20 protein-coding genes and 1 pseudogene are annotated in these 25,126 nt (G+C 72.6%); 11 read left to right on the top strand and 10 right to left on the bottom strand.

Annotated elements, in window-relative coordinates:
- Positions 1-111: 111 nt before the first annotated feature.
- Positions 112-1,986 carry a TerD family protein gene (locus ACZ607_RS00640; RefSeq protein ID WP_469730342.1) on the top strand — a complete coding sequence of 625 codons (1,875 nt, stop codon included), beginning with the start codon at positions 112-114 and terminating at the stop codon, positions 1,984-1,986.
- Positions 1,987-2,026: 40 nt separating this feature from the next.
- On the opposite strand, the gene ACZ607_RS00635 is transcribed toward ACZ607_RS00640, so the two are convergent.
- Entirely contained in the window at positions 2,027-2,827 is an 801-nt protein-coding gene (locus tag ACZ607_RS00635) for an HAD-IIA family hydrolase (RefSeq protein WP_469730340.1), read from the bottom strand.
- Positions 2,828-2,934: 107 nt separating this feature from the next.
- Between ACZ607_RS00635 and ACZ607_RS00630 the strand changes: the two genes are divergently transcribed.
- From ACZ607_RS00630 to ACZ607_RS00600, 7 genes are all read left to right on the top strand, one after another.
- Complete coding sequence (locus ACZ607_RS00630) at positions 2,935-4,209, top strand: phosphoribosyltransferase family protein (protein WP_469730338.1); 1,275 nt, start codon at positions 2,935-2,937, stop codon at positions 4,207-4,209.
- Positions 4,210-4,327: 118 nt separating this feature from the next.
- Positions 4,328-4,879, top strand: a complete 552-nt coding sequence (locus ACZ607_RS00625) for a GNAT family N-acetyltransferase (RefSeq protein ID WP_469730336.1) — start codon at positions 4,328-4,330, stop codon at positions 4,877-4,879.
- A 282-nt stretch (positions 4,880-5,161) separates the two neighbouring features.
- Positions 5,162-6,679 (top strand): sugar ABC transporter ATP-binding protein, encoded by a 1,518-nt coding sequence (locus tag ACZ607_RS00620; protein ID WP_469730334.1) that lies wholly within the window; start codon positions 5,162-5,164, stop codon positions 6,677-6,679.
- The gene (locus tag ACZ607_RS00615) at positions 6,676-7,728 is read left to right on the top strand and encodes an ABC transporter permease (protein ID WP_469730332.1); all 1,053 of its coding nucleotides are present in this window, start codon (positions 6,676-6,678) and stop codon (positions 7,726-7,728) included. Before ACZ607_RS00620 ends, ACZ607_RS00615 begins: the two co-directional genes overlap by 4 nt.
- The gene (locus tag ACZ607_RS00610; protein WP_469730330.1) at positions 7,712-8,767 is read left to right on the top strand and encodes an ABC transporter permease; all 1,056 of its coding nucleotides are present in this window, start codon (positions 7,712-7,714) and stop codon (positions 8,765-8,767) included. Before ACZ607_RS00615 ends, ACZ607_RS00610 begins: the two co-directional genes overlap by 17 nt.
- A gap of 39 nt (positions 8,768-8,806) precedes the next feature.
- Positions 8,807-9,892 (top strand): rhamnose ABC transporter substrate-binding protein, encoded by a 1,086-nt coding sequence (rhaS, locus tag ACZ607_RS00605; protein ID WP_469730328.1) that lies wholly within the window; start codon positions 8,807-8,809, stop codon positions 9,890-9,892.
- Positions 9,893-9,910: 18 nt separating this feature from the next.
- Positions 9,911-10,225: an L-rhamnose mutarotase gene (locus ACZ607_RS00600; protein WP_469730326.1), complete on the top strand. Its 315-nt coding sequence runs from the start codon at positions 9,911-9,913 to the stop codon at positions 10,223-10,225.
- A gap of 95 nt (positions 10,226-10,320) precedes the next feature.
- Here the strand turns inward: ACZ607_RS00600 and ACZ607_RS00595 are convergent, their stop codons facing one another.
- From ACZ607_RS00595 to ACZ607_RS00585, 3 genes are all read right to left on the bottom strand, one after another.
- The gene (locus ACZ607_RS00595) at positions 10,321-11,910 is read right to left on the bottom strand and encodes a vWA domain-containing protein (protein WP_469730324.1); all 1,590 of its coding nucleotides are present in this window, start codon (positions 11,908-11,910) and stop codon (positions 10,321-10,323) included.
- Between the two features lie 126 nt (positions 11,911-12,036).
- Positions 12,037-12,927 carry an ABC transporter permease gene (locus ACZ607_RS00590; protein WP_469730322.1) on the bottom strand — a complete coding sequence of 297 codons (891 nt, stop codon included), beginning with the start codon at positions 12,925-12,927 and terminating at the stop codon, positions 12,037-12,039.
- Positions 12,924-15,653 (bottom strand): alpha/beta fold hydrolase, encoded by a 2,730-nt coding sequence (locus ACZ607_RS00585; protein WP_469730320.1) that lies wholly within the window; start codon positions 15,651-15,653, stop codon positions 12,924-12,926. The genes ACZ607_RS00590 and ACZ607_RS00585 overlap by 4 nt, the downstream gene beginning before the upstream one ends.
- Positions 15,654-15,905: 252 nt before the next feature.
- Here ACZ607_RS00585 and ACZ607_RS00580 point away from each other — a divergent pair.
- Positions 15,906-16,484: pseudogene (locus ACZ607_RS00580) on the top strand (phosphatase PAP2 family protein); the annotation flags it as partial.
- 90 nt (positions 16,485-16,574) lie between these two features.
- Here ACZ607_RS00580 and ACZ607_RS00575 read toward each other — a convergent pair.
- Positions 16,575-17,258 carry a response regulator gene (locus ACZ607_RS00575; protein WP_469730319.1) on the bottom strand — a complete coding sequence of 228 codons (684 nt, stop codon included), beginning with the start codon at positions 17,256-17,258 and terminating at the stop codon, positions 16,575-16,577.
- Between the two features lie 7 nt (positions 17,259-17,265).
- Positions 17,266-18,705, bottom strand: a complete 1,440-nt coding sequence (locus tag ACZ607_RS00570; protein WP_469731810.1) for a sensor histidine kinase — start codon at positions 18,703-18,705, stop codon at positions 17,266-17,268.
- 142 nt (positions 18,706-18,847) lie between these two features.
- On the opposite strand from ACZ607_RS00570, the gene ACZ607_RS00565 reads away from it, so the two are divergent.
- The gene (locus ACZ607_RS00565; protein ID WP_469730317.1) at positions 18,848-19,402 is read left to right on the top strand and encodes a nucleoside/nucleotide kinase family protein; all 555 of its coding nucleotides are present in this window, start codon (positions 18,848-18,850) and stop codon (positions 19,400-19,402) included.
- Here ACZ607_RS00565 and ACZ607_RS00560 read toward each other — a convergent pair.
- Complete coding sequence (locus ACZ607_RS00560) at positions 19,368-19,973, bottom strand: DUF4291 domain-containing protein (RefSeq protein ID WP_469730315.1); 606 nt, start codon at positions 19,971-19,973, stop codon at positions 19,368-19,370. The two genes, ACZ607_RS00565 and ACZ607_RS00560, sit on opposite strands and share 35 nt — an antisense overlap.
- Positions 19,974-20,094: 121 nt before the next feature.
- Positions 20,095-21,198, bottom strand: coding sequence for a C40 family peptidase (locus tag ACZ607_RS00555; protein ID WP_469730313.1), 1,104 nt, complete (start codon positions 21,196-21,198; stop codon positions 20,095-20,097).
- Positions 21,199-21,458: 260 nt separating this feature from the next.
- Here ACZ607_RS00555 and ACZ607_RS00550 point away from each other — a divergent pair, with 260 nt between their 5' ends.
- Positions 21,459-22,547 (top strand): hypothetical protein, encoded by a 1,089-nt coding sequence (locus ACZ607_RS00550; protein WP_469730311.1) that lies wholly within the window; start codon positions 21,459-21,461, stop codon positions 22,545-22,547.
- On the opposite strand, the gene ACZ607_RS00545 is transcribed toward ACZ607_RS00550, so the two are convergent.
- The gene (locus tag ACZ607_RS00545; RefSeq protein ID WP_469730309.1) at positions 22,548-23,585 is read right to left on the bottom strand and encodes a phosphotransferase family protein; all 1,038 of its coding nucleotides are present in this window, start codon (positions 23,583-23,585) and stop codon (positions 22,548-22,550) included.
- A 41-nt stretch (positions 23,586-23,626) separates the two neighbouring features.
- On the bottom strand, positions 23,627-25,126 hold the full coding sequence (locus ACZ607_RS00540; RefSeq protein WP_469730308.1) for a CoA-acylating methylmalonate-semialdehyde dehydrogenase: 1,500 nt from the start codon (positions 25,124-25,126) through the stop codon (positions 23,627-23,629).

Here is a 25,126-nt window from a genome sequence, read left to right as displayed (position 1 = left end):
CGCGCTCGGAGGACAACCCACGCACCGGTTTCCGCACACCCGGAAGGACATTTGCGGATGAATGACCATCCGGGTTGAAGGACATCCCTATATCGGATCATCCTTACCACCATGTCTCTCGCTTCCCCTGCGCTCAGTACGTCCGGTGTGCGTGATTACGCCTTCGACTGGGCGGTGGTGGATGTCGAGACCTCCGGGCTGGTGGCACGCCGCGACCGGGTGCTGTCGATCGCCGTGGTGACTCTCGGCCCGGACGGCGTACAGACCGGCGAATACTCCACGCTGCTCAACCCCGGCTGCGATCCCGGGCCGGTGCATGTGCACGGGCTCACGGCCGACCGGCTGCGCGGTGCCCCCACCTTCGAGCAGATCGCCGACCGGATCGGCGCGATGCTCCAGGGCCACGTGCTGGTCGCCCACAACGCCCAGTTCGACTACGACTTCCTCGCCCATGAGTTCGCCCGGGCAGGGCTGAGGCTCCCGGTGTCCCAGCGGCTGTGCACACTCGCACTGAACCGCCGCGTGGATCCGCCGACCGATGACCTCCGGCTGGGCACGCTCGCCACGCATTACGGCGTCACCCAGGTACGGGCGCACGACGCGCTCGACGACAGCCGAGTGCTGGCGGGTGTGTTGCGGGGCACCCTGCGGGACGCCGCACAGCTCGATCTGCCCCTGCCGCTGGTGGCGTGTCCGCCCCGCCAGGACCCCGAGTTCGCGCCCCGGCCGCCCAAGACCCCGTGCGACTTCAGCAACCCGGGGCGGCTCGTCGGCGACGGCCCCCTGGTCCAGGGCATGAAGGTCGCCATCACCGGGGAGACCGCGACCTCCCGCTCCGAGCTGATCCACCGGTCCGTCGCCGCTGGGCTGAATCCGATGTCGTCAGTGAGCCGCCACACCAGCGTCCTCGTCACCAATGACAGCGCCTCGGGTTCCGCCAAGGCCCGACGGGCCCTGGCGGAAGGCATCCCCGTCATCGACGAGCCCACGTTCCTGCGTCTGCTGGCCGACGTGCGCCCGGGGGCCCGGCATGAGGGGAGCACCGGTGCCGCGGTTCCCGCCGTGTCGGCGGCCGTCGCCGTCCCCGCGCAGGCGGCGCCTCTCGCTCCATCCTCCCCCGCGCCGGTGGCGGTTCCTCCTCCCGCGCGGCCCACACGCATGCCGAAGGAAGAGGCCGTCCCGGCGGGCAAACCCCTGACCGGGCGGCGGGTTCTCGTTCTCGGCGGCACGCACCCCGAGGCCGTGGCCGCCCGCACCCGCATCGTCGAACTCGGCGGGTCCGCAGCGATCAATCTGTCCGCGAGCGTCACGGACGTCGTGCTTCTCTCCGGCGGAGCTGCCGACCGGCGCATGCGCCGGATCACATCACTCCAGTTCCCCACGCACGAGGCCGCCTGGATCGAAGCGCCGGGCACCGATCTGCACAATGACCGGAGGGCGCGCGGGCAGTCCCGATACGTGCTGCCCCGGGGCGGCGTCGTGGACCTGCCCCAGGATCGATCCGTGGCGGTGCCGTGGACCGTCACGGCCACCTGGGCGCAGCAGACGGACTGCGAGATCGATATCGTCGCGTTCGTCGTCGACGGGGACGAACAGGTCTCCTTCGACGAGGACTTCGTGTTCTACGGCGCTCCGGAGAACCCGGCCGGCACGGTGCGCGTACTCGGTGACGGGCCCACCGAACAGACGGTCAGCGTCCGTCTCGGCGCGCTCCCGCCCTCCACGCGCCGCGTCGTCGTCGCGGCGGCCATCGACGGCGCGCTCACCTTCGGCGACATCGGCGCGATCCAGATCACCGCCGCTCCGGGCACCAGCGCGGCGCCCCTCGCACAGTCCACTCTCGACGCCGCGACCACGGAGCGCACCATGCTGCTCGCCGAGTTCTACCGTCGCGGGCCGCTGTGGCGGCTGCGAGCTGTGGGGCAGGGGTACGACCACGGCCTCGGCACCCTCGCCCGTGGGTACGGAGTCGACGTATCGGACTGACGGGCCGCCACGCGGTCCGCTCGACTCTGCGGGAGCCCCCTCAGCCGCCGAGCCGTTCCAGCAGCGCCGGCACGTCCGCGAAGGAGTCCAGCACGTGGTCCGGGGTTCCATCCGCCGCCGCGTGGGTGTCCGGGCTGTACTTGCCCGTCCTCACCAGTGCCCCCGTGATGCCCTGCCGCTGGGCCGCGAGTACGTCCGTGTCGATGTCGTCGCCCACCATCAGCGTCCCGTCCGGGGTGGCGCCGAGGTGGGCCAGGGCCGCCGCGAAGAACGCGCCGGACGGTTTGCCGGTGATCACGGCCTCGGTGCGTGCGGCGCGCTCCAGGCCGAGGAGGAAGGCGCCGGTGTCGAGGTCGAGGCCGTCGGCGGTGCGCCAGTACAGGTTGCGGTGCATGGCGACCAGGGCCGCGCCCTGCTGGACGAGGCGGAAGGCGCGGTTCAGCGCCGCGTACGTGAAGGCGCCGCCCGCTCCCCCCAGGACGACGACGTCGGGTACGGCTCCCTCGGTGTCCTCCTCCTCGACGAGGGCGATCCCGGACAGGTCGCCCCGTACGTCACCGGTGTTGATCAGCAGACAGCGCGCCTCGGGGTGGTGTTCACGGAGGTGGGCGGCGGTGACGGCGGGCGCGGTGAGGATGTCGTCGGGGCCGACCGGGAAACCGCGGTCCGCGAGCCGCTCGGCGATCCGGGCACGCGTCCGCGACGTGGTGTTGGTGACCAGCGCGAGCGGGACGTCCGCGGCGCGCAGACGTCGCATGGCGTCCACGGCGCCCGGCAGCGGCTCCCAGGACACCGTGAGCACTCCGTCGATGTCGATCAGGACCGCACCGGTTCGCTCCATGGGACCGACCGTCCCCGACTTGCCCGACCGGCGCAAATGCGGTTGCTTCGAAGGTGGGGGTCACGCGTGCGTGTTCCGCTCTCTCCCCCCGTTGGAGGTGAACCCCCGTGCTGTTCACCGACCGCACGGATGCCGGGCGACAGCTCGCCGAGTCCCTCAGGCACCTGGAGCGACGCGATCCCGTCGTCCTGGGGCTGCCACGCGGCGGGGTCCCGGTGGCGTACCAGGTGGCGCGGGCTCTCGGTGCCCCGCTCGATGTCATCGTGGTCCGGAAACTCGGGGTGCCGTACCGTCCGGAGCTGGGATTCGGCGCCATCGGTGAGGGCGGGGCCCGGGTCATCAGCGAGGAGATCGTCCGCCACGCCGGGGTCCGGGAGGAGGACCTGGAGGCCGTGGAACGCGCCGAGGAGGCGGAGCTGCTGCGGCGGGCCGGGACGTACCGGGCGGGCCGGCCGCGCCTGCCCCTGAAGGGGCGCGTGGTGGTCGTGGTGGACGACGGGGTCGCCACCGGGGCGACCGCGCGGGCCGCCTGTCAGGTGGTGCGGGCGCAGGGGGCCGCCCAGGTCGTGCTGGCCGTGCCCGTCGCGTCCCCGGATGTCGCCGCCAGGCTGCGCGAGGACGTCGACGAGGTCGTCTGTCTCTCCACGCCGCATCTCTTCTCCGCCGTGGGCGAGTGGTACCGGGACTTCTCCCAGACCTCCGACGAGGAGGTCGTCACGCTGCTGGCACGGGCCTCCGCGGGGACCGTCACGGCCGAGGAGGTCGAGGTGGACGCGGGCGGGGTCCCGCTGTGCGGGGATCTCGTGCTCCCCGGGGACGCCGGGGCGGTCGTGGTGTTCGCCCACGGCTCGGGCAGCAGCCGCCTCAGTCCGCGCAACCGCGCCGTGGCCGGGGTGCTGAACCGCGCCGGTCTGGGCACCCTCCTCTTCGATCTGCTCACGCCCGGGGAGGAGGTCTACCGCGCCAACGTCTTCGACATCGGCCTGCTGGCCGCGCGGCTGGCGGACACCACCGCCTGGCTGAGGCGCCGGGTGCCCCTCCCGGTGGGTTCCTTCGGGGCGAGTACGGGTGCGGCGGCGGCGCTGCGGGCCGCCGCCGCGACGGACTCGGGTGTCGGCGCCGTGGTCTCCCGCGGCGGGCGCCCCGATCTGGCCGGGGCCGACCTGTCCGGGGTGCGCGCGCCCACGCTGCTCGTCGTGGGCGGCGCCGACACCACGGTGCTCGGCCTCAACCGGCAGGCCCAGGCGGCGCTGCACTGCGAGAACCGGCTGGAGATCGTCCCCGGCGCCACGCACCTGTTCGAGGAGCCGGGCGCCCTGGACCGGGTCGCTGAGCTGGCCCGGGACTGGTTCACCACGCATCTGGTACGGCCCGCCGGCTGAGCGGGGCGGGGGCTCCTTCCGGACAGCCGGCATCCGGAAGCCCCTCCTCCGGCCACGCTCCCGCGACCGCGCGCCCTATCCTTTCCGGAACGGTCCAGGGGTGGGGAGTGGTGCGGTCATGCGGGTCCGGCTGGTCGAGGGCGCGAGCCTTCCCGCGTACGCCGACGGGATCCGCCAGGTGTACGCCGACGTGTTCTCCGAGCCCCCGTGGAACGAGGACCCCTCGGCGGGCGCCGGTTACGTCGAGCGGCTCGCCGCCGATGCCGCGCGCCCCGGGTTCACCGCCGCGCTGGCCCTCGACGGGGGCACCGTGGGCGGCTTCGCCACCGCCTGGACGACACCGGACGTCTTCCCCTCCGGCCGCAGCTACGGTCATGTCGCCGAGGCGCTCGGGCCCGGCCGTGTCGAGGAGTGGCTGTGCGGGGCGCTGGAGGTCGACGAGCTGGCCGTGACCCCGGACGCACGCGGCGCCGGGCTGGGCGCCGCCCTGCTGACGGCGGTCACCGAGGCCGCTCCGGGCGGGCGCTGCTGGCTGCTCACGTCCGTACACGCCGAGGCGACGCTGCGTTTCTACCGGAGGGCCGGCTGGCATCAGGTCCCGGTGCCCGTGCCCGGGCGGGCGGGGCTCGTCGTGCTCCTGGGACCGGGCCATCCCGCGGCGCGCCCATGAGCGCCGGTCCGTGGGCTGTGTGGGACCGCGTAGGACCGTTACGCGCGTTTCCATGACATTGCGTGAATCGATTCAAGGACGGGGAAGATAGTGGCCCGCCCCAAGGGCTGTCAAGGGTGCCCACCCGCTCCCCGCGTCCAGCCCTGACATCGCCCCTGTTCCTGGAACTTCTCGCCATCAACCCATTGACGGCGCCCACCATCGCCGTTTAGCTTCCGAGCAACCTCATTGAAACCTTTCACGGCGGGTGGAGCGGAACAGTCCCTCCGCTGAGGAGCTCCCATGAACCAGTCCGCCCCGGCCCCGGTCCTGGCCCTGAAGGGCGTGAGCAAGTCCTTCGGTGCCGTACGGGCCCTGCGGGACGTGTCCCTGCAGTTGTTCCCCGGCGAGGCCCACGCACTCGCCGGGGAGAACGGCGCAGGCAAGTCGACGCTGATCAAGGCCCTCGCCGGGGTGCACCGCCCGGACAGCGGCGAGGTGCTCCTCGACGGGGAACCCGTCGTCTTCCACGGCCCGGCGGACGCCCGCGACGCCGGCATCGCGGTCATCTACCAGGAGCCGACGCTCTTCCCCGACCTGTCCGTCGCCGAGAACATCTTCATGGGCCGTCAGCCCCGGCGGTCCCTGGGCCGTATCGACCGCAGGGCCGTGCACGCGACCACCGCCGCGCTGATGCGGAGACTCGGCGTCGATCTGGCGCCGGACCGCCCCGCCCGGGGCCTGTCGATCGCCGACCAGCAGATCGTCGAGATCGCCAAGGCGCTCTCCTTCGACGCCCGCGTCCTGATCATGGACGAGCCGACGGCCGCCCTGACCGGCAGCGAGACCGCCAGGCTGTTCTCGGTCGTCCGGGCGCTGCGCTCCGAGGGCGCGGCGGTGCTGTTCATCTCGCACCGCCTGGACGAGATCTTCGAGCTGTGCCAGCGCGTCACGACCCTGCGCGACGGCCGGTGGATCTCCTCCGAGCCGGTGGAGGGGCTCACCGAGGACGACCTGGTGCGCAGGATGGTCGGCCGTGACCTCGACGACCTCTACCCCAAGCAGGACGCCGAGGTCGGCGAGGTCGCCCTGTCCGTGCACCGGCTCACCCGCGAGGGTGTCTTCCGCGAGGTGTCCTTCGACGTCCGCCGCGGCGAGATCGTCGCGCTCGCCGGGCTCGTCGGCGCCGGGCGCACCGAGGTCGCCCAGGCCGTCTTCGGCGTCGACCGGGCCGACGCGGGCGACGTGAGGGTGGCCGGCACCGTGCTGCGCCCCGGTTCGCCGACCGGCGCGATGGACGCCGGGCTCGCGCTCGTACCGGAGGACCGGCGTCAGCGCGGGCTGGTCATGGATATGTCGATCGAGCGGAACATCGGCCTCACCGGCCTGACCGAGGTCCGCAAACGCGGGCTCGTCAGCCGGGCCCTGGAGCACGACCGGGCCGCCGACTGGGCGGTGCGCCTCCAGCTCAAGTACAGCCGGCTCGCCGACACCGTGGGCGTGCTGTCCGGCGGCAACCAGCAGAAGGTCGTGCTGGCCAAGTGGCTGGCGACCGGCCCCGCCGTGCTCATCGTCGACGAGCCGACCCGCGGGATCGACGTCGGCACCAAGGCGGAGGTCCACCGGTTGCTCTCCGCGCTCGCCGCCGACGGCCTCGCCGTCCTGATGATTTCCTCCGACCTCCCCGAGGTCATCGGCATGGCGGACCGGGTGCTCGTGATGCACGAGGGCCGGCTCGTCGCCGAGATCCCGCGCGGGTCCGCCACCGAGGAGTCGGTCATGGCCGCGGCCACCGGACGCAACGAGAGGGCAGCGGCATGACCACCACCGTCGAGAGCCCCCCGGACACCGCGAAGGCACCCGAACGCAGCGCCTCCTCGCTCGTGGACGCGGTCTTCCGGGCGCGGGAGATCTCCATCGCGGGGGCGCTGGCCCTGCTGGTCCTCGGCACCTACCTGGCCAACCCGCGCTTCCTGTCCGACCAGGGCATCAAGGACCTGCTGCTCAACGCGTCGATCCTGGTGCTGCTCGCGGTCGGCCAGTCCGCCGTCGTGATCACCCGCAACATCGATCTGTCCGTCGGCTCGGTCGTCGGCCTGTCCGCCTTCGCCTGCGGGAAGTTCGTCGCGGGGAGCGACCACGGTGTGCTGACGGTGCTGCTGCTCGGCGTCGCGATCGGCGTCGTGTGCGGCCTGGTCTCCGGCGCCCTCGTCAGCTTCGGCCGGGTCCCGGCGCTCGTCGTGACCCTGGGCATGCTCTACATCATCCAGGGCGTCGACTACTGGTGGGCGCAGGGCGAGCAGATCAGCGCCTCCGACGTACCGGACGCGGTGCTGGGGCTCGGCAGCGGGAGCGTGCTCGGCATCCCCTATCTGCCGCTGATCGCCCTCGTGCTGCTCGCGGCGACGGCGTACTTCCTGCGCGGCTACCGCTCGGGGCGTGAGCTGTACGCCATCGGGTCCAGCCCCGAGGCCGCCCGGCTCGCCGGTATCCCGATCCGCCGCCGGATCCTCGCCGCGTACGCCTTCTCCGGGGCCGTCGCCGGTTTCGCGGGGGCCCTGTGGCTGGCCCGCTTCGGCACCGTCGTCGCGGACAACGCGCACGGCTGGGAGCTGACCGTCGTCAGCGCGGTCGTCGTCGGCGGTGTCGCGATCACCGGCGGCACCGGCACCGTCTGGGGGGCCGCGCTCGGCGCCCTGCTGCTCACCACCATCGGCAGCGTCCTGGTCGTGCTGAAGGTGGACTCCTTCTGGCAGGGGGCCATCACCGGTGCGCTCCTCCTGCTCGCCATCAGTGTCGACCGGATCGTGAACCTGCGGATGACCGCCGCCCTGAGGAAGAGGAACGCCCGTCATGACCACGGCGCCTGACACGAAGACGGCCCCCGCCCCGGGGGCCGCGACGAAGCCCTCTCCCGTACGTGATCTGGCGTTGCGCTGGGACACCGCGGTCGGTGTCCTGCTGGTGGCGGTCCTCGTCGTCGGGCTGGGGACCACGGAGGGCTTCGGTTCGGGCGAGAACCTCGCGTTCGCCTTCAACGACATCGCCGAAGTCGCCCTCATCGCCCTGCCGATGACGCTCCTCGTGGTCGCCGGCCAGGTGGACCTGTCGGTGGCCTCCATGCTGGGCCTGGGCAGCGCGCTGACCGGAGCGCTGTGGGAGGCGGGCTGGGCGTTCGAGACGATCGTGCCGGTGGTGCTGCTGGTGGGCGTCGCCGGAGGGCTCCTCAACGGCTGGCTGGTGACGAGGGTGGGGCTCCCCTCCCTGGCGGTCACCATCGGCACCCTGGCGCTCTACCGGGGTCTGGCCTCGGTGGCGCTCGGCAGCGACGCGGTGACGGACTTCCCGCAGGTCTACGCGGACTGGGCCGTCGACACCACGACCGTGCCGGGCACCTTCCTCACCTATCCGGTGCTGCTCTTCCTCGTCCTGGCGGCGGTCACCGCGGTGGTGCTGCACGCCACCGGGCTGGGCCGCTCGCTCTACGCGATCGGCGCCCAGGAGGAGGCCGCGTACTTCGCCGGTATCCGGGTCAAGCGGATCAAGCTGCTGCTCTTCGTCGTGACCGGGCTGTTCTCCGCCTTCGCGGGTGTCGTCTTCACCCTCCGCTACGGAAGTGCCCGCGCGGACAACGGACTCGGCTTCGAGATGCTCGTCATCGCGTCCGTCCTGCTCGGCGGCATCGACTTCGACGGCGGAAAGGGCACGCTCTTCGGCGCGGTCGCCGGTGTCCTGCTGATCGGCCTGCTGAAGAACCTGCTCACGCTCAACGACATCGCCAACGAGGTGCAGGTCATCGTGACCGGGCTGCTGCTCGTGGCGTCCGTCCTGACCCCCCGGGTCATCGCCACGGTCGTCGAACGCCGGCACAGGAGGGCCGCGAACACTCCCCCGCCCCGGTCGTCCTGAACGCCCTCTCCCTACCCCCTCCGAAAGGCACACGCCGTCATGATGCTCCGCAATGCCGCCGGGCGCCGCGCCGTCGCGTCCGCAGCCGCCGCCGTCTCGCTCGCCCTCGCCCTCACCGCCTGCTCCGGCACCACGAAGGACAGCGAGGGGAGCGGGAGCGCGAAGGCCGGCAGCTCCGCGAAGGCCGATCCGGACGCGCCGCTGAAGAAGGGCCTGAAGCTCGCCTTCCTGCCCAAGCAGATCAACAACCCGTACGAGAAGCTCATCGACGAGGCGGGGATCGCGGCGGCGAAGGAGTACGGCGGCACGGGCAAGGAGGTCGGCCCGTCCGACGCGAGCGCGTCCTCGCAGGTCTCCTACATCAACACCCTGATCCAGCAGCGCCAGGACGCCATCCTCGTGGCCGCGAACGACCCCAACGCGGTGTGCGGCCCGCTCAAGCAGGCCATGAAGAAGGACATCAAGGTCGTGGCGTACGACTCGGACACCGCGAAGGACTGCCGTCAGCTCTTCATCAACCAGGCCGGCTCCGAGGAGATCGGCCGCAGTCTGGTCCAGCACCTCGGTGAGCAGATCGGCTACAAGGGCAAGGTCGCGATCCTGTCGGCCACCCAGAACGCGACGAACCAGAACACCTGGATCGAGTACATGAAGGAGGAGCTGAAGCTCCCGAAGTACAAGGACATGGAGCTGGTCAAGGTCGCGTACGGGGACGACGCGGACCAGAAGTCCTTCCAGCAGACGCAGGGCCTCCTCCAGGCCTACCCGGACCTCAAGGGCATCATCTCCCCCACGACGGTCGGGATCGCCGCGGCGGCGCGCTACCTGGGCGACTCCTCGTACAAGGGCAAGGTCGTCCTCAACGGGCTCGGCACCCCGAACCAGATGCGCAAGTACATCAAGAACGGCACCGTCGAGCAGTTCTCGCTCTGGAACCCGGAGGAGCTCGGCTACCTCGGCTCGTACGCGGCCGCGGCGCTGGCATCGGGGCAGATCACCGGTGCGGAGGGCGAGAAGTTCAAGGCGGGCAGGCTCGGCGAGTACACGGTCGGCAAGGACGGCGAGGTCGTCCTCGGGGAGCCGACCGTCTTCGACGCCAAGAACATCGACTCGTTCGACTTCTGACCGGAGGGGACCGGCTCCATGCAGCGCGTCTGCTTTCTGCTGAAGGTCCGTGAGGACCGCAAGGACGAGTACCGCGAGCGCCATGCGGCGGTGTGGCCGGACATGCTCGCCGCCCTGTCGGAGGCGGGCTGGCACAACTACTCGCTCTTCCTGCGCGAGGACGGCCTGCTGGTCGGCTATCTGGAGACGGAGGACTTCGACGCGGCCCGGGAGGCGATGGCGTCGACGGAGGTCAATGCCCGGTGGCAGCGGGAGATGGGCGAGTTCTTCGAGCAGCCGGAGGCGGCCGACGAGGCCATGGTCCCGCTGACCGAGGTGTTCCACCTGGCGTGACGGGTGCCCCGCCCCCCCGGGCGGCGCGTGCGGCTGCCCCCGGCTGCCCCCGGCGGGCGGGGTCGGCCGGGGGCAGCCGGGAGGGGGCAGTCGGATCAGCCGAGTTCGCCCTCGCCGGTGTCGCCCGTCGGTCCGTCGCCGCCGCCCTTGAGCCGGTCGGCCCGCTCGATCATCGTGGCGAGCTTCTCCACCGAGCTGTCCTCGGTCGATCCGGCCAGTTTCCTCGCCCGGGAGGCGAGTTGCCCGAGCGAGGGCGTCCCCGGCAGGTCGCCGCCGCGCAGCGTGTCCGCGAAGTAGGCCGCCACCGCGATCACCTGGAGCCGTGCGCCGGCCGTGTCCCAGAGCTTTCCGTCGATCGCGCCGGTCTCCACGGAGCCGGTCTCCTCGTGCGCCTTGCGGGTCTTCGGGTCCAGCCAGCGTACGGTCGCCGTGGCCACCCGGCCGGAGGCGCCCTCACGGAGCCGCACGGCGTAGAGGGCGGTCACCGTGTGGCCGGGGCCCACCTCGCCGCCGTCGACGCTGTCGTCCCGGAAGTCGTCGTCGGCGACCTTGCGGTCCTCGTACCCGATGAGCTGGAACTGCTCGACCGTCTTCCGTTCGAAGGCGACCTGGGCCTTGGCGTCCCGGGCCCTGAGCTCGACATGGGCGGGCAGCTGGTCGACGAAGACCTTTCGGGCCTGCGTCTCGTCGGCGATGTACGTGGTGTTGCCGTCGCCCTTGTTGGTGAGGCGCTCCATCAGCTCGTCGCCGTAGTCGCTGCCGACCCCGACGCCGAACAGGGTGATGCCGTACTCCTTGCGGGCGTCGCCGATGCGTTCCAGGATCGTGTCGGCGTCCGTCGCCCCGGTATTGGCGAGTGCGTCGGAGAGCAGGACGACCCGGTTGGTGGCGCCCTCGCGGTGGCCCTCGACCGCTTCCCGGTAGCCCACCTCGACACCGGCCGCCACATTGGTGGAGTCGGCGGGTTCCATCTCGTCGATGGCGTCCCGGATCCTGGTGCGGTTGCCCTGGAGGCGGGTCATCGGGAGCCGGGTCTCGGCCTGGCCGCTGAAGGTGACCAGGGAGACGGAGTCGTCGTCGCGCAGCTCGTCGGCGAGGATGCCCAGCGAGGTCTTCGCCAGGTCGAGGCGGCCGGGTTCCGACATCGACCCGGAGATGTCGACGACGAAGGTCAGTGCGGCGGGCGGGCGTTCGCCCGCATCCGAGGCGGCCCTGGTGGCCAGCCCGACCCGTACGAGCGACCAGTCGGCGGCATCGGGCCGGGCGCCGTCGACGCTCACCGAGAAACCGTTGCCCTTGGGCTGCTCGTACCCCTGGCGGAAGCTGTTGACGAACTCCTCCGGGCGCACCGTGGCGGCGTCCGGCAGCCGCCCGTCGTCCAGGGTGCGGCGGGCGTATCCGTAACTGGCGGTGTCGACGTCCAGGGCGAACGTCGACAGGTAGTCGGGCGCGGCGCTCTCCCGGGCCGCTCCGTCCTCCGCCTCACTCGCCCCGCTCTCCCGCTGCCCCGGTGCGGCGGACGGGGCGGCGGGAGCCCCCTTGCCCCCGGCCGGCCCGCCGCTGCCCGCGACACCGCGGTCGGCGGAGTCGGTGCTCGTGCCCGTACCGCTGCAACCGGTGACGAGGATCCCGCCCGCCAGGAGGAGCGCGAGTGCTCCCCGGTGCGTCCATGCCCTGCGTTCCATACGTACCCCCCACGTCGTGGACATCTGTGAATGTGACGTACGAGGTGGCCGGTCGGAGTCGTCGGAAGCGTTGCGGAACCGTCTCGATGACGCAACGACGGGCTCCGGCGGGGCGGAACATCAAGGTCAGGACACGATGTCCTTACGACTGAACCCCCGGAAGGCGAGTGCGAACAGGATCAGGGCATAGGTCACCGATACGGCCGCGCCCTTCGCCATCCCGCCCCATTCGAGGTCGGGCTGGAGCGCGTCGGCCCAGGCGAACTGCCAGTGCGCGGGCAGGAATTCACGCCAGGTACCGAGCGCGGTGACCGCGTCCAGGACGTTGCCGACGATGGTCAGCCCGACCGCGCCGCCCACCGCGCCGAGCGGTGCGTCCGTCTTCGTCGACAGCCAGAACGCCAGCCCGGCGGTGACCAGTTGGGAGACGAAGACGAAGGCGACGACGAGCGCGAGGCGCGGCACGGTGTCGGAGGTGGCGAGGGCGCCCCCGGTGGGCAGCTTCAGCGGCCCCCAGCCGTACGCCGCCGCTCCCGCGGCCAGTGCGACGAGCGGCAGCAGCACCATGGCGGCGAGGCTGAAGCCGAGCGCCACGACGAGCTTGCTCCACAGCAGCCGGGCCCGGGGGACGGGCGCCGCGAGCAGGTAGCGCAGCGAGGACCAGCTGGCCTCGGAGGCGACCGTGTCCCCGCAGAACAGGGCGACCGGCACCACCAGCAGGAAGCCGGCCGAGACGAAGAGGCAGGTCGCCGCGAAGTTCGCGGCGGACTCCGTCGCGACGTCCATGAGGTTGATCCGCGAACCGCCGCCCCCGCCTCCCCCTTCACCGCCGCCGGGGGTGCCGCCGACCGCGAAGGCGATGATCAGGATGAACGGCAGTGCCGCCAGCACCCCGAACATCAGCACGGTGCGCCGCCTGCGCAGCTGCCTCATGGCCTCCACGCGCAGCGGAAGGGTGCGGTGGGGACGGTAGCCGGGGGCCTCGGGGAGTGCCTGGATCTCTGGTGCGGAGCTCATGCGGATCCTTGGGAGATGAGGGTGAGGAACGCGTCCTCCAGGCGGCGGTGCGGCCCGACGCCCGTCACCGGCACGTCGAGGCGGACCAGTTCGGCGATCAGCTGGGACGCGGTGGCGCCGTCGAGGCGGACCAGCAGGCCGTGGCCGTCGTCGAGGCGGGCGGCGGAGCCGATGCCCGGGAGGGCGGCCACCTTGTCCACGAGCGGTTCGGCCACCTCGGTGCCCGTGGTGACGAGCAGCATGTCGCCGGAGCCGGTGATCTCGGCGACCGGACCGGCCTGGACGAGCTGCCCCCGGTCCATGACCACCAGGTGGGTGCAGGACTGTTCGACCTCGGAGAGGAGGTGGCTGGAGACGATCACGGTCCGACCGCCGGCCGCGTACCGGATCATCACGTCCCGCATCTCGCGGATCTGGGGCGGGTCGAGCCCGTTGGTGGGTTCGTCGAGGATGAGGAGGTCCGGCATGCCGAGCATCGCCTGGGCGATGGCGAGCCGCTGCCGCATGCCCTGGGAGTAGGTGCGTACGGCGCGGGCCAGGGCGTCGCCGAGTCCGGCGATCTCCAGGGCCTCGTCGATGTGGGCGTCCTCGGCGGGGCGCCCGGTGGCCTGCCAGTACAGCTCCAGGTTGGAGCGGCCCGAGAGGTGCGGGAGGAAGCCGGCGCCCTCGACGAAGGACCCGACGCGGGACAGCACGGGCGCCCCGGGGCGGATCGCGTGCCCGAAGACGCGGATCTCACCGGCGTCGGGGGTGATGAGCCCCATCAGCATGCGCAGGGTGGTGGTCTTGCCGGCGCCGTTCGGTCCGAGGAGGCCGAGGACCTGACCCTTCTCGACGCGGAAACCGAGGTCGCGTACGGCGTACCGGTCCGAGGACTTCGCGTACTTCTTGGACAGGTCCGTGATCTGCAGCGGCACGTCGGCCAGCGCCGGGTCGGGGGCGGGGGTGGCGGTGCGCCGGCGGGCGGTGAGCAGGAGGGCGGCGGCGATGACGAGCCCGGCCGCCGGGAGTCCCCAGGTCCACCAGGGCATGGTGGCCGCGGCGGTCTTCACGGCGGGTGCCGTGGGGACGGTGAGCGGTCCGTCGAGGGAGACGGTGTACGTCGCGGGCTCGGCCCGTGAGGCGTAGGCGAGGTCGGTCGCGGAGAGTACGACGCGGAGGCTGTGCCCGGCCTCGACCTCGTGGTCGACGGCGGGCAGGGTCAGCTCGACCGGCTTGCCCTGTTCCTCGGGGGTGATGCGGTACGGCGCGACGAGCTGGGAGGGCAGCACCTGCTGCTTCCCGTCCGGCGAGACGTCGTAGACCTTGCCGAACAGCACGGCGTCGCCCTGGTCCGCCTTGACGTTCACGCGGACCGTGGGTGAGCCGGTGACATGGACGGAGCGGTCCAGCGGGGCGGAGTCGAAGCGGGCGTACTGCCCCGGGAAGTCGAGGGAGAAGCCGACGCCGAGCGAGGACAGCTGGGAGAGCCCGCCTCCGACGCCGGGGACGGCGGAGATGGAGGGCGGGTTGGCCCCGGCGGGGTTGCGGAAGGTCTGCGTCAGGTTCTTGCCGGGGGCGCTCTGCCCGCCGCCGGTCCCGGGCCGGTCCATCGCGCCGCCCGTGGCGGGCGGCTGCCCGGCGCCGGTGAGCGGGATCTTCCGTCCGCCGCTGGTCAGGCCGGGGTAGGAGGCGCTGCTGGCGCCGCGCTTCAGGGCGGCGCCGTCGGTGGAGTCGACTCCGCCGGTCCGGGTCACCCGGAAGCCGGGCCCGGTGTCGGCGCTTTTGTCCTGCTTCAGATACCGGTCGAACCAGTCGCCGACCCTGCCCTCGACGCGGTCGCCCTCGTCGTCCCCTCCGTCGTGGCCGCCGGCGATCCAGTCGACGGAGACGGGCGCCCCGTTCGACTTGATGGCCTTGGCCATGGCGTCGGCCTGGCCGAGCGGGAACAGCGAGTCGCTCTGGCCCTGGAGGATGAGCGAGGGCACGTCGATCCGGTCGGCCACGGCCTCGGGGGAACGTTCCGTCAGGAGTGCGCGTGCCGCCGCGTCCGGTTTACCGCTGACGGCGACGCGCTCGTACATCTCGCACAGCTGCTTCTGGAACCTCTGGCAGCCGCCGCCGGAGGAGACGAAGATCCCGGCCCAGAGCTTCTTGAACACCCCGTCCGGGAAGAGCGCGTCGGCGAGGTTCCAGTAGCTGATCACGGGGGCGATGGCGTCGACCCGCTCGTCGTACCCGGCGGCCAGCAGCGACACGGCACCACCGTACGAAGCGCCGGTGACCCCGACGCGCGGGTCGCCCTTCGCGTCGAGCTGCACCTCGGGGCGGCCGGCCAGCCAGTCGATGAGACCGGACACGTCCTTGACCTCGCCGTCGGGGGCGTTGAGCGTGATCTCGCCGGTCGTCCTCCCGAATCCACGGGCGGACCAGGTCATGACGGCGTAACCGTCGGCGGCCAGCTTCTCGGCCTGGGCGCGCACATCGTTCTTGCTGCCGCCGAAACCGTGCCCGATGAGGACGGCCGGCCGGGGCTTCGTGCCACCGGACGTGAAGTACGACGTGTCGACCGACACCCCGTTCATCTTCATCATCCGGTCCTGCCGGTGCACGGTCGGGGCGCTGTCGTCGGCGACGGCCGTCCAGGTACCGGCGCCCACGAGCACGGCGAGGGCGGCGACGACCGCGGCCCACCGGCCTGGGGTGCGGGGCAGCCGGTGCCGCCACCGGGAAGTCGGTTTCTCCATGACTCGACCCTAAACGGAGCGCGCGGTGCACCAGGATGCCGCCAGGGGGAGCTCCCCGGCCTCCCTGAGAGGTACGGCACGGCCCGCCCGTACTCCGCATGCGGTACACCGGCCTCGCGAAAGGCCCGTACGCGCATGACCGGGGCCCCGTCCACGTAAGCGCTCAGCGGGGCACCCCCTGACGATCGCCGTGTGCGGTGCCTGCCGTTCGGCCCGGGTGCCGGGCCTCCCGGCGCTCGTACGTTCGGCGGCATGAAGAATCCACATCCCCTGACGGCCCGCCTGCTCGCGTCGGCGGCCGTGCTGTCCTCGGCGGCCGTCGCCGTGGCCCTCCTGTCACCGGGCGGGCTCGGCCGGCCCGGGCCGACGGTGGTGACCGACGGTGTCTCCGTCTCGGTGTACCGGTCGCTGACCGCAGCGGTCGCGGACCGGCCCGCCTGGCTGGTCCACCTCCTGGAGCCGGTCACCGAGGCGACCCTCGTCGCCCTGGGCCTGCTGCTGCTCCTGCTCGGCTGGACGGCTGTCCGCCGCGGGGCCCCCCGCCTCGCCGCCGGAACCCTCCTGACCGGGGCGGGGACAGTCGTGGCGTACGCCGTCAGCGAGGCGCTGAAACTTGTGGCCGACGAGGAACGCCCCTGCCGGGCCGTGCCCGGTGCCGAGGCCGTGGCCGTGTGCCCGGAGGCCGGCGACTGGTCGTTCCCCAGCAACCACGCCACGCTGGCCGCCGCACTGGCGACGGGGATCGCGCTCCGGCGGCCCCGGCTGGCGGCCGTGACCGTACCGTTGGCCGTGGCGGCGGCGCTGCTGCGTGTCCTCACGGGCGTCCACTATCCACACGACGTGCTGGCCGGCGCGCTGCTCGGGGCGGCCGTGGTGACGGCGCTCCTGCTCGCCGCCGGCCGGCCAGTGGAGCGCCTTGCTTCAGCCGGCCTCGACCGTCCGCGCGGGCACGACGCCCGCCTCGTGCGCCACGACGGCGGCGGCGGCCCGGTTCTCCACCCCCAGGCGGGACAGGACGGAGCTGACGTGCGCCTTGACGGTCCCCTCCACCACGTGGAGCCGCCGGGCGATCTGCCCGTTGGACAGTCCGCTGCCGAGGAACGACAGCACCTCGCGTTCCCTGGGGGTCAGCCCGGCGACCTTCTCCCGGGCGGCGGCCCGGCGTCCGGCCTGGGCTCCGGCCCCGCCGGACGCGAGGTGCGCGACCACCCGCGCGGCGACCTTCGGTGACAGATAGGCGGCGCCGTCGGCCACCGCGCGTACGCCCGCGACGAGTTCCTCCGGCTCACCCGACTTGATCAGGAAGCCCGCGGCTCCGCAGCCAAGCGCCCGGAGGATGTAGTCGTCCTCGCCGAAGGTCGTGAGCATGATGACGCCGGTGGCGGGAGCGATCCGGGTGATCTCCGCCGCCGCGTCGATGCCGTCGGTCCTCGGCATCCGTACGTCGAGCACGGCCACATCGGGGCGGTGGAGCCGTACGAGCTCCACCGCCTGGCGTCCGTCGGCGGCCTCGGCGACGATCTCGACGGCGGGGTCGGTGGACAGCACGGCCCGCACGCCCGCCCGGATCATCGGTTCGTCGTCGGCGATCAGCACCCGGGTCATCGCACGCTCACCCGGCCAGTGCGTCGAGGGAGACGAGCGTGCCGTCGCGGAAGCAGAGCCGGTAGGCGTCCCCGGACCGGTCGTCGAAGCGATCGGCCGTCATCGCGTAGTACTCGCACGTCACTCCTCGTCCCTCGGGTTGCTCGCCACCGGGCGGCCGGTGGACCGACTGGCGGTCCGGCAGCACCCGCCGTACCTCCGCACGATCCTGCCCCACCCGGAGGCGGGCGTAGTCGCCCGGATCGAGGGTCGAGCGTGCCGCCACCACCATGTCCCACCCCGTCACCGCGGCGCCCAGCACCGCGCCCGCGGCCAGTGGAACCAGGAGCGCGAAGGCCAGGGTGCGGCCCATACGCCGCCGTGCCCTGCGGAACTCCGCCGGCGCCCCGTCCTCGGACCGCCCGGCCGGGGGTGCGGGGCGCTCCGGCAGGCGTCCCACAGGGCTGTGCGGGAGCCGTCCCGCAGGGCTGTGCGGCAGCCGGGCGCACACGGCGAAGCCGCCGTCCCGGGGCCCGTGCTCGAAGGTGCCGCCGGCCAGTCGGACCCGTTCGTCCAGACCGATGAGCCCCCGGCCTCCCCGCCCCGGCGGGTGCCCGGCGGGCGTCGGCGCCGGGCCGTTGACGACGGCCACCTCCGTCTCGGTCCCGGTATGCCTGACCTGGACCGTCGTCGCCGCGCGGGGCGCGTGCCTGGCCACGTTGGTCAGGGCTTCCTGCACGACCCGCCGCACGGCCCGGGCGGCAACGGGCGGGAGGCCGTCCGCCTCCCCGTCCACCCGGAGTTCGACCCTGAGCCCGGACTCGGCCGCATCGCCGACCAGTTCGGTCAGCTCCCGCCCGTGCGGCCGCAGCGGAGCCCCCTCGGCGTTCTGTGTGTCCTCGCTCAGGACGCCGATCACCTCGCCCAGACGCTCGACCGCCGTGGCCGCGCGCGCCCGGATGTCCTGGGCGGTCCGCCGCTGCTGGTCGCCGAGTCCCGGGGCAAGCTGGAGAGCGCCCGCCGAGAGGGCGATCAGGCTGAGGTCGTGGCCGAGCACGTCGTGCATGTCCTGTGCGATGCGCGCCCGCTCCGCCTGCCGGGCCTGCTCGGCGACCAACCGCCGTTCCCGTTCGAGGCGTTCGGCCCGCTCCCAGCCGGCTCGGACGAGCTCCTGGTACTGCCGCCAGAACCGCCCCGCACACCAGGGCAGCAGGACGCCGAGTACCACCACGCCGACGAACCGGGTACCGGCCGCGAGCAGCGACGGCACCAGCGAGGCGGCCACCACCCCTGCGGCGAGCACGGCGCCCAGCGCGCAGAGCACGGCTCCCGTACGCCCGGGGCGCCGCCCCGCCAGGAACGCGGCGACCGCGGTCGGCACGCCCCACCACGGGCTCACGAGGCTCAGCCCGCCGAACCCGGCCACCACCACGGGCACCATGACAGCGACCACTCGTTCGGCGTTCATGGTCCGGCGCGGCGTCGGATTCAGGTTGGGGTCCACCGGCCCGACGGTACGGAATCCGGGGCCCGTCCGGCACTGCCGAAAGTCATGGGTGCGCCCCGGAATGCGATGGCGGCGGCGCCCTGTCCGCTGCGAGGCTCCGGGCATGAACGCGAAACGTCCCGAGGTACTTCTCATCGGCGGCCGGGCCGGTGTCGGCAAGACGACGGTGGGCTGGGAGGTGTCCGACCTGCTGCGGGAGGCGGGGATCGCGCACGCGGTCGTCGAGGGCGACTACCTGGGACAGATCCACCCCGCCCCGGTGGACGACCCGCACCGTTCGGCGGTCACCGAGGCCAACCTGACGGCGGTGTGGCGGAATTACGCGGCGCTCGGTCACCACCGGCTGATCTACACGAACACGGTGAGCGTGCTGCCCGCCTCGGCCCCCATGTTCGAGCGGGCGCTGGGCCCCGGCGTGCGGATCGTCCGGGTGCTGCTCACCGCGTCGGACGACACGACGCTGGTCCGGCTCTCCGCCCGGGAGACCGGCTCCGCCCTGGACCGCGAGGTCGCGGGCAGTGCGCGCAAGGCGCGGCTGCTGGACGAGCAGGCGCCGCCGGACACCGTGCGGGTGGCCACGGACGGCCGGACGGTGGCGGAGATCGCCGGGGAGGTGCTGGAGCTCACGGGGTGGCGGCGACCGGGCGGGGTGCCCTGAGGTCGAGCGGGGTCTCCACGGGCAGCAGGGCGGCGGCCTTCTCCCGGTCCCCCGCGCGGACCGCCTCGTGCACCTCGTGGGCCAGGGGTGTGACGTCGCGGACGGACACGGTCCACTCGTCGGCGTACCTCCGGGAGGCCTCCCCGGAGAGCCCGAGCTGGAGCGAGCGGTACGGGAGCGGGTTCAGGGCCGGATCGCGCTCGGGGTCCCACTGGACACGGGCGGGCGCGGACCGCAGGGCCCGCTTCCACGCGTCGTGGTCCCCGTGCACCTCACGTACGTAGTGGGAGAGTTCGGCGTTCTCCAGGGCCCAGGCGAAGCCGTCGCGGGTGATCTCGACGGCGAGCACCGTCTCCTGGCCCTCCTTGGTGCCCCAGCCGCAGCGGTACATCATCCACAGGAAGCTCGGCTTGATCCACGTCATGCGGTCGCGCTTCCAGGCGGGCGGGAAGCGCCCGTCACGGGCGGCCGGCAGGCCGATGGCCGGCGGGTAGGCCTGGTACACGGTGACGGTGGTGTCGGTGTGCTGCGCCCGGATCTCGTAACGCGGCGGGTCGGTACGGTCGTTCATGCGCCCAGGATGCGCGACCCCGGCGCGCCGCGGCATCCGGTTTTCGTCTCGGCCGGCCACGCACGCAAACGGCTCCCGCGCACCGCGGCGCGGTGAGCGGGAGCCGCCGGGACCGCCCGGGTCAGCGGGAGCCGAGCAGGGTGCGCCAGGTGTTCGGGCCGACCACGCCGTCGACCTCCAGCTTGTGGTTCTTCTGGAAGGCCACCACCGCGGCCTTCGTCCTCGTGCCGAAGCTGCCGTCGACCGCGAGGCCGTAGTTGTAGACGTTCAGCTGCGTCTGCGCCGCCTTCACCGCCGAACCGGACGAGCCGGACTTCACGACCTTGGTCAGCTTGGACCAGGTGTTCGGGCCGATGACCCCGTCGGCGGCCAGGGAACGGGACTTCTGGAACTTGACCACCGCGGCGCGGGTGTTCGGGCCGAAGCTGCTGTCGGCCGCGATCGAGTAGCCCTGCGCGATCAGCAGTTGCTGGGCGGTCTTCACGTCCGCGCCCTTGGAGCCGCTCTTGAGGACCGGCCAGGAGACGCTCGGGGACGGAACCTGCCCGCCGCCACCACCGCCGGTGCCGCCACCCAGCTTGACCGGGCGGAAGGGGTCGTAGTTGTCGCTGCCGATCCCGTACGTGAGCTGCCGGTAGGTCGTGCCGTACGTGCCGCGCTGTTCGTAGGCGTAGTAAGCACTGTGTGCGGTGTTGGCCCACTTCTCGAAGATCACCACGTGCCGGAAGTCGCCGTCGTCGGTCCTGTAGTCGATCAGCAGGTCGCCCTTCTTCAGCTGGCTCACGCTGCTGAGCCGCGTGGTGACGCCGCTCTTCGGGTCGGCCAGTCCGACGGTGTTCAGGCCGGGCTTCGCCAGTCCGAGGGCCATGGAGACGAAGCCGGAGCAGTCCTGGCGGTAGCCGTCCTTCCAGACCCGCTCCATGCTGTACGGGACCGGGCCGCCGTTGTCGGCCGTCAGCCAGGTGCGGGCCCTGCTGATCATCGTGTCGGGCGAGAGGGTGGCCGTGGCCATGGTGGACAGCCCGCTGACCCGGGTGACGAGCTTGCTGTCCGCCTCGGGCTCGGGCCCGTAGCCGGCTTCCTTCTGGGCGGCGACGGTGGCCGGCTCGGAGGCGCCGCTGTCGGCGAGCGACGGCACGACGGCGATTGCGGCAGCAACACCTCCGGCGGCGACGCCGATGAGAGCGATCCGGGTGCGGCGCGTGAACCTGCTGCGAAGTGTCATGGTTTCCATTCCCCCGTGTTCATTGGCTTGTTGAGCGACGAGCCCGGGCGGGCCGCTCGCATGTGAAGCTTCTGCCGTTCACCGGGGGCCGACTGCGCTCCCCGGCGAGTCATTACGATGGCAAACTTTGCTGCCCACGCCCAGCGCTGTACGGAAGCGCCATCAGCCAGTGACGCGACCCCGACAATGTTCGGGATGTGTGACCGTCGCCGGAACCGGCGTACGCGTCTGCCGGTCCGTCGTACCCGAAGGGCTTTCCCATGACCCGCACCACCCCGCCGCGCCCCCTCGACGTGGAGGCGGCCTTCCCTGCCCTCGCGGCGCACCGGCGTACGGCCACCCGGCTGCACCCCCGTCATGGCGCGCCCGGCGTACGGGAGAGTTCGGTGGCGGGCCCTCTGCTGTGGCCGGCCGACGAACCGTGGCCGGTGTGCACGGACGTACACCCGAAGGGCACGGGCCATCTCCTCTCCGACCTGCGGCTGCGCCGTCGGATCCAGGAGGACGCGCGGGGGCGGGACTTCACCGAGGATGAACAGCGCCTGCTCGCCGCACCGGCCCGGGGGTGCCATCTCCCGGAGCTCCACGACGACGACCCGGTGCCGCTGCTGGCCGTCGCCCAGCTGTACGCACGCGAGGTCCCGGATCTCGTGGGGCCGGAGGGGCACGATCTGCTCCAGGTCCTCTGGTGTCCCTTCGAGGCACACGGCGAAGCCCGCACGATCGACGTCGTGCTGAAGTGGCGGCGCTCCTCCGAGGTCGGCGCCGTACTCGCCCCGCAGCCCGAGCCGTTGGTCGTCGGTCGCGCCGAATGCGTGCCGGACATGTGCGTCGTGCACCCGGAACAGGTCGTGGAACACGAGTACCTCGGGCTGCTGGACGAAGGACTCCAGGAGGAGATCGACGCCTGGGAGGAAGGGCTCCGCGACGAGGACGGCGAGGACGGCGAGGACGGCGACTGCCCCTTGCCGTCACGGAGTTACGCGACGTACGAGGAGTACGCGGCGGCCATGGCCTCGGACCGGGCCGATGAACCGGAGGAGGTCGACTACATGAGCGACCTCTCGATCGCGCCCGGCTGGAAGGTCGGAGGCTTCGCGTCCTGGCATCTGACCGATCCCGCCCCGGTCGACTGCGGGGTGTGCGGAGCGGCGATGCCGCCCCTGCTCACCGTGGCCATGGGGGAGTGCGACGGGGCGTCACGCAGTTGGCTGCCGATCGAGGACCGCGACGCCTCCGACGACCCGCGCGTCATCGACCCCACCGGGGTCTACCTCGGCCGCGGTCTGATGCGCGTGCACACCTGCCCGGCCGGCCCCGCCCACCCGCACCGGCTGAGCTTCCAGTGATTACGGGCGCCGCTCCGGCAGCGGGCGCAGCGTCGGCCAGCGGTCGAGGACGGCGCGGCGCAGGTCGGTGGCGAGGGCGCCGAGCTGCCGCAGCTCCCCCTGGTCGGCAGCCATGCCGGCGACCACCCCGAGCCGGTGCGCGAGGCGGCGGCGGGCCGACGCCGTGCCCCAGGTCCAGTCCTCGTCCGGTACGCGGGCGAGGTGGTCGGTGCCGTCGCGGTGGGCGCGCTGCACCAGGGCGTCGCCTCTGATCAGCCAGCCCGCGCAGGCGTCGGCCAGGCCGGTGTCCGGGAGTGCGGTGCCGGTCACGGCGAGCCAGGCCGTGCGGTAGGCGGCCTCGGCGCGCTCCAGCAGCGGGGCGGACGCCCTGGTGACGCACCAGCAGGTCGGGAACCCGATGCGGAGATAGGCGAGTTCCATCAGGCCGCTGCCCAGGGACGCCTGCTCGAAGTCGATGAACCGGACGCCGGCCGGGGTGTGCAGATCGTTTCCGGGGCACGGGTCGCCGTGCAGGAGGGCGGTCCCTTCCGCCCGGCCGAGGCGCTCCACGAGGGCGTCGAGTTCGTCCCGTACCCCGGGCGGCCCGGTGACCCCGAGGGTCTCGGCGAGGGTGAGGAAGGAGGTGACGTCGGCGGCGGCCGGGCCCTGCCAGCGGGGCAGGGCCCCCGCGTCGCCGGGGCGCGCGGTGGCGTGCAGCCGGCCCAGGGACGCCGCGTAGCCGACGGTCCAGTCGGCGGGCGGACGCGCCTCGTCGAGGTGTTCCAGGACGAGGACCCGCTCGGCGGGGTCGGTGCCCAGGAGCGCGGGCACGACCGGTACGGCGGCACGGGCGGCGATGCGCAGGGCGGCCACCTCGCGCCCGTACCTTTCGTCGGCCTCGGGCCCCGCCACCAGCTGCTTCAGCACGGCCGGGCGCCCGGCGAGCTCGATGCGCCAGACCCGGGAGCGCGGGCTGCTCTCCAGCGGGGACGGGTGCGCGGGCTGGCCCAGGCGGGCCCGCAGGGCCGCGCCGAACGGAAGCTGCGACGCCGGCACCATGCGGTCAGTCTTCCACCCGGCGGGCGCCCCTGTCCGTCGTGTCAGTGATTGCGGGGGAAGCCCAGGTCCACGCCGGCGGGGGCGTCGGCGGGGTCGGGCCAGCGGGTGGTGACGACCTTGCCACGGGTGTAGAAGTGCACGCCGTCGTTGCCGTAGATGTGGTGGTCGCCGAAGAGGGAGTCCTTCCAGCCACCGAAGGAGTGGTAGCCGACGGGCACCGGGATCGGGACGTTGACGCCGACCATGCCGGCCTCGATCTCCAGCTGGAAGCGGCGGGCCGCCCCGCCGTCACGGGTGAAGATCGCGGTGCCGTTGCCGAAGGGCGAGGCGTTCATGAGGGCGACGCCGTCCTCGTACGTCTCGACGCGCAGCACGCAGAGCACGGGGCCGAAGATCTCGTCGCGGTAGGCGTCGGAGTCCGTGGAGACGTTGTCCAGGAGGGACAGGCCGATCCAGTGGCCGTCCTCGAAGCCCTCGACCGTGTGGCCGGTGCCGTCGAGGACCACGTCGGCGCCCTGGGCGGCGGCCCCGGTGACGTAGGAGGCGACCTTGTCGCGGTGGGCGGCGGTGATCAGCGGGCCCATCTCGGAGGCGGGGTCCGTGCCGGGGCCGATCGTGATCTGCTCGGCGCGCTCACGGATCTTCGCGACCAGCTCGTCGGCGATCGAACGCACGGCGACGACCGCGGAGATGGCCATGCAGCGCTCACCGGCGGAGCCGTACGCCGCCGAGACCGCCGCGTCGGCGGCCGCGTCCAGGTCGGCGTCCGGGAGGACCAGCATGTGGTTCTTCGCGCCGCCGAGCGCCTGGACCCGCTTGCCGTTCGCGGAGGCGGTGGCGTGGATGTACCGGGCGATGGGGGTGGAGCCCACGAAGGAGACGGCGGCTACGTCGGGGTGGGCGAGCAGCCCGTCCACGGCGACCTTGTCGCCGTGCAGGACGTTCAGCACACCGTCGGGGAGGCCCGCCTCGGCGGCCAGCTCGGCCAGCAGGTTGGCGGCCGAGGGGTCCTTCTCGCTGGGCTTGAGGACGAAGGTGTTCCCGCAGGCGATGGCCAGCGGGAACATCCACATCGGCACCATGGCCGGGAAGTTGAACGGGGTGATGCCGGCGACGACGCCGACCGGCTGCCGGATCGAGGAGACGTCGACGCGGCTGGAGACCTGGGTGGAGAGCTCGCCCTTGAGCTGGGTGGTGATGCCGCAGGCCAGCTCGACGATCTCCAGACCGCGGGCGACCTCGCCCAGCGCGTCGGAGTGCACCTTGCCGTGCTCGGCGGTGATCAGCGCGGCGATCTCGTCGCGGTGGGAGTCGAGCAGGGCGCGGTAGCGGAAGAGGACGGCGGTGCGCGCCGAGAGCGAGGAGGTGCCCCACGTCGCGTACGCGGCCTTCGCGGCGGAGACGGCGGCGTCGACCTCCTCGGTGGAGGCAAGCGCCACCTGCGTGGTGACGGCGCCTGTCGCCGGGTCGGTGACCGGACCGTAGTTGCCCGACGTGCCCTCGACGGCCTTGCCACCGATCCAGTGGTTGACGGTCTTCAT

The organism is Streptomyces sp. NPDC104381, from assembly GCF_055583745.1.
This window is presented reverse-complemented; position numbering and strand designations above follow the sequence as displayed.

What these genes read in the sequence shown, in the direction of transcription:
- ACZ607_RS00640 (WP_469730342.1), top strand. Translation starts at nt 112, where the DNA reads ATGTCTCTCGCTTCCCCTGCGCTCAGTACGTCCGGTGTGCGTGATTAC.
- ACZ607_RS00635 (WP_469730340.1), bottom strand. Translation starts at nt 2,827, where the DNA reads ATGGAGCGAACCGGTGCGGTCCTGATCGACATCGACGGAGTGCTCACG.
- ACZ607_RS00625 (WP_469730336.1), top strand. Translation starts at nt 4,328, where the DNA reads ATGCGGGTCCGGCTGGTCGAGGGCGCGAGCCTTCCCGCGTACGCCGAC.
- ACZ607_RS00620 (WP_469730334.1), top strand. Translation starts at nt 5,162, where the DNA reads ATGAACCAGTCCGCCCCGGCCCCGGTCCTGGCCCTGAAGGGCGTGAGC.
- ACZ607_RS00615 (WP_469730332.1), top strand. Translation starts at nt 6,676, where the DNA reads ATGACCACCACCGTCGAGAGCCCCCCGGACACCGCGAAGGCACCCGAA.
- ACZ607_RS00610 (WP_469730330.1), top strand. Translation starts at nt 7,712, where the DNA reads ATGACCACGGCGCCTGACACGAAGACGGCCCCCGCCCCGGGGGCCGCG.
- rhaS (WP_469730328.1), top strand. Translation starts at nt 8,807, where the DNA reads ATGATGCTCCGCAATGCCGCCGGGCGCCGCGCCGTCGCGTCCGCAGCC.
- ACZ607_RS00600 (WP_469730326.1), top strand. Translation starts at nt 9,911, where the DNA reads ATGCAGCGCGTCTGCTTTCTGCTGAAGGTCCGTGAGGACCGCAAGGAC.
- ACZ607_RS00595 (WP_469730324.1), bottom strand. Translation starts at nt 11,910, where the DNA reads ATGGAACGCAGGGCATGGACGCACCGGGGAGCACTCGCGCTCCTCCTG.
- ACZ607_RS00590 (WP_469730322.1), bottom strand. Translation starts at nt 12,927, where the DNA reads ATGAGCTCCGCACCAGAGATCCAGGCACTCCCCGAGGCCCCCGGCTAC.
- ACZ607_RS00585 (WP_469730320.1), bottom strand. Translation starts at nt 15,653, where the DNA reads ATGGAGAAACCGACTTCCCGGTGGCGGCACCGGCTGCCCCGCACCCCA.
- ACZ607_RS00575 (WP_469730319.1), bottom strand. Translation starts at nt 17,258, where the DNA reads ATGACCCGGGTGCTGATCGCCGACGACGAACCGATGATCCGGGCGGGC.
- ACZ607_RS00570 (WP_469731810.1), bottom strand. Translation starts at nt 18,705, where the DNA reads ATGAACGCCGAACGAGTGGTCGCTGTCATGGTGCCCGTGGTGGTGGCC.
- ACZ607_RS00565 (WP_469730317.1), top strand. Translation starts at nt 18,848, where the DNA reads ATGAACGCGAAACGTCCCGAGGTACTTCTCATCGGCGGCCGGGCCGGT.
- ACZ607_RS00560 (WP_469730315.1), bottom strand. Translation starts at nt 19,973, where the DNA reads ATGAACGACCGTACCGACCCGCCGCGTTACGAGATCCGGGCGCAGCAC.
- ACZ607_RS00555 (WP_469730313.1), bottom strand. Translation starts at nt 21,198, where the DNA reads ATGACACTTCGCAGCAGGTTCACGCGCCGCACCCGGATCGCTCTCATC.
- ACZ607_RS00550 (WP_469730311.1), top strand. Translation starts at nt 21,459, where the DNA reads ATGACCCGCACCACCCCGCCGCGCCCCCTCGACGTGGAGGCGGCCTTC.
- ACZ607_RS00545 (WP_469730309.1), bottom strand. Translation starts at nt 23,585, where the DNA reads ATGGTGCCGGCGTCGCAGCTTCCGTTCGGCGCGGCCCTGCGGGCCCGC.
- ACZ607_RS00540 (WP_469730308.1), bottom strand. Translation starts at nt 25,126, where the DNA reads ATGAAGACCGTCAACCACTGGATCGGTGGCAAGGCCGTCGAGGGCACG.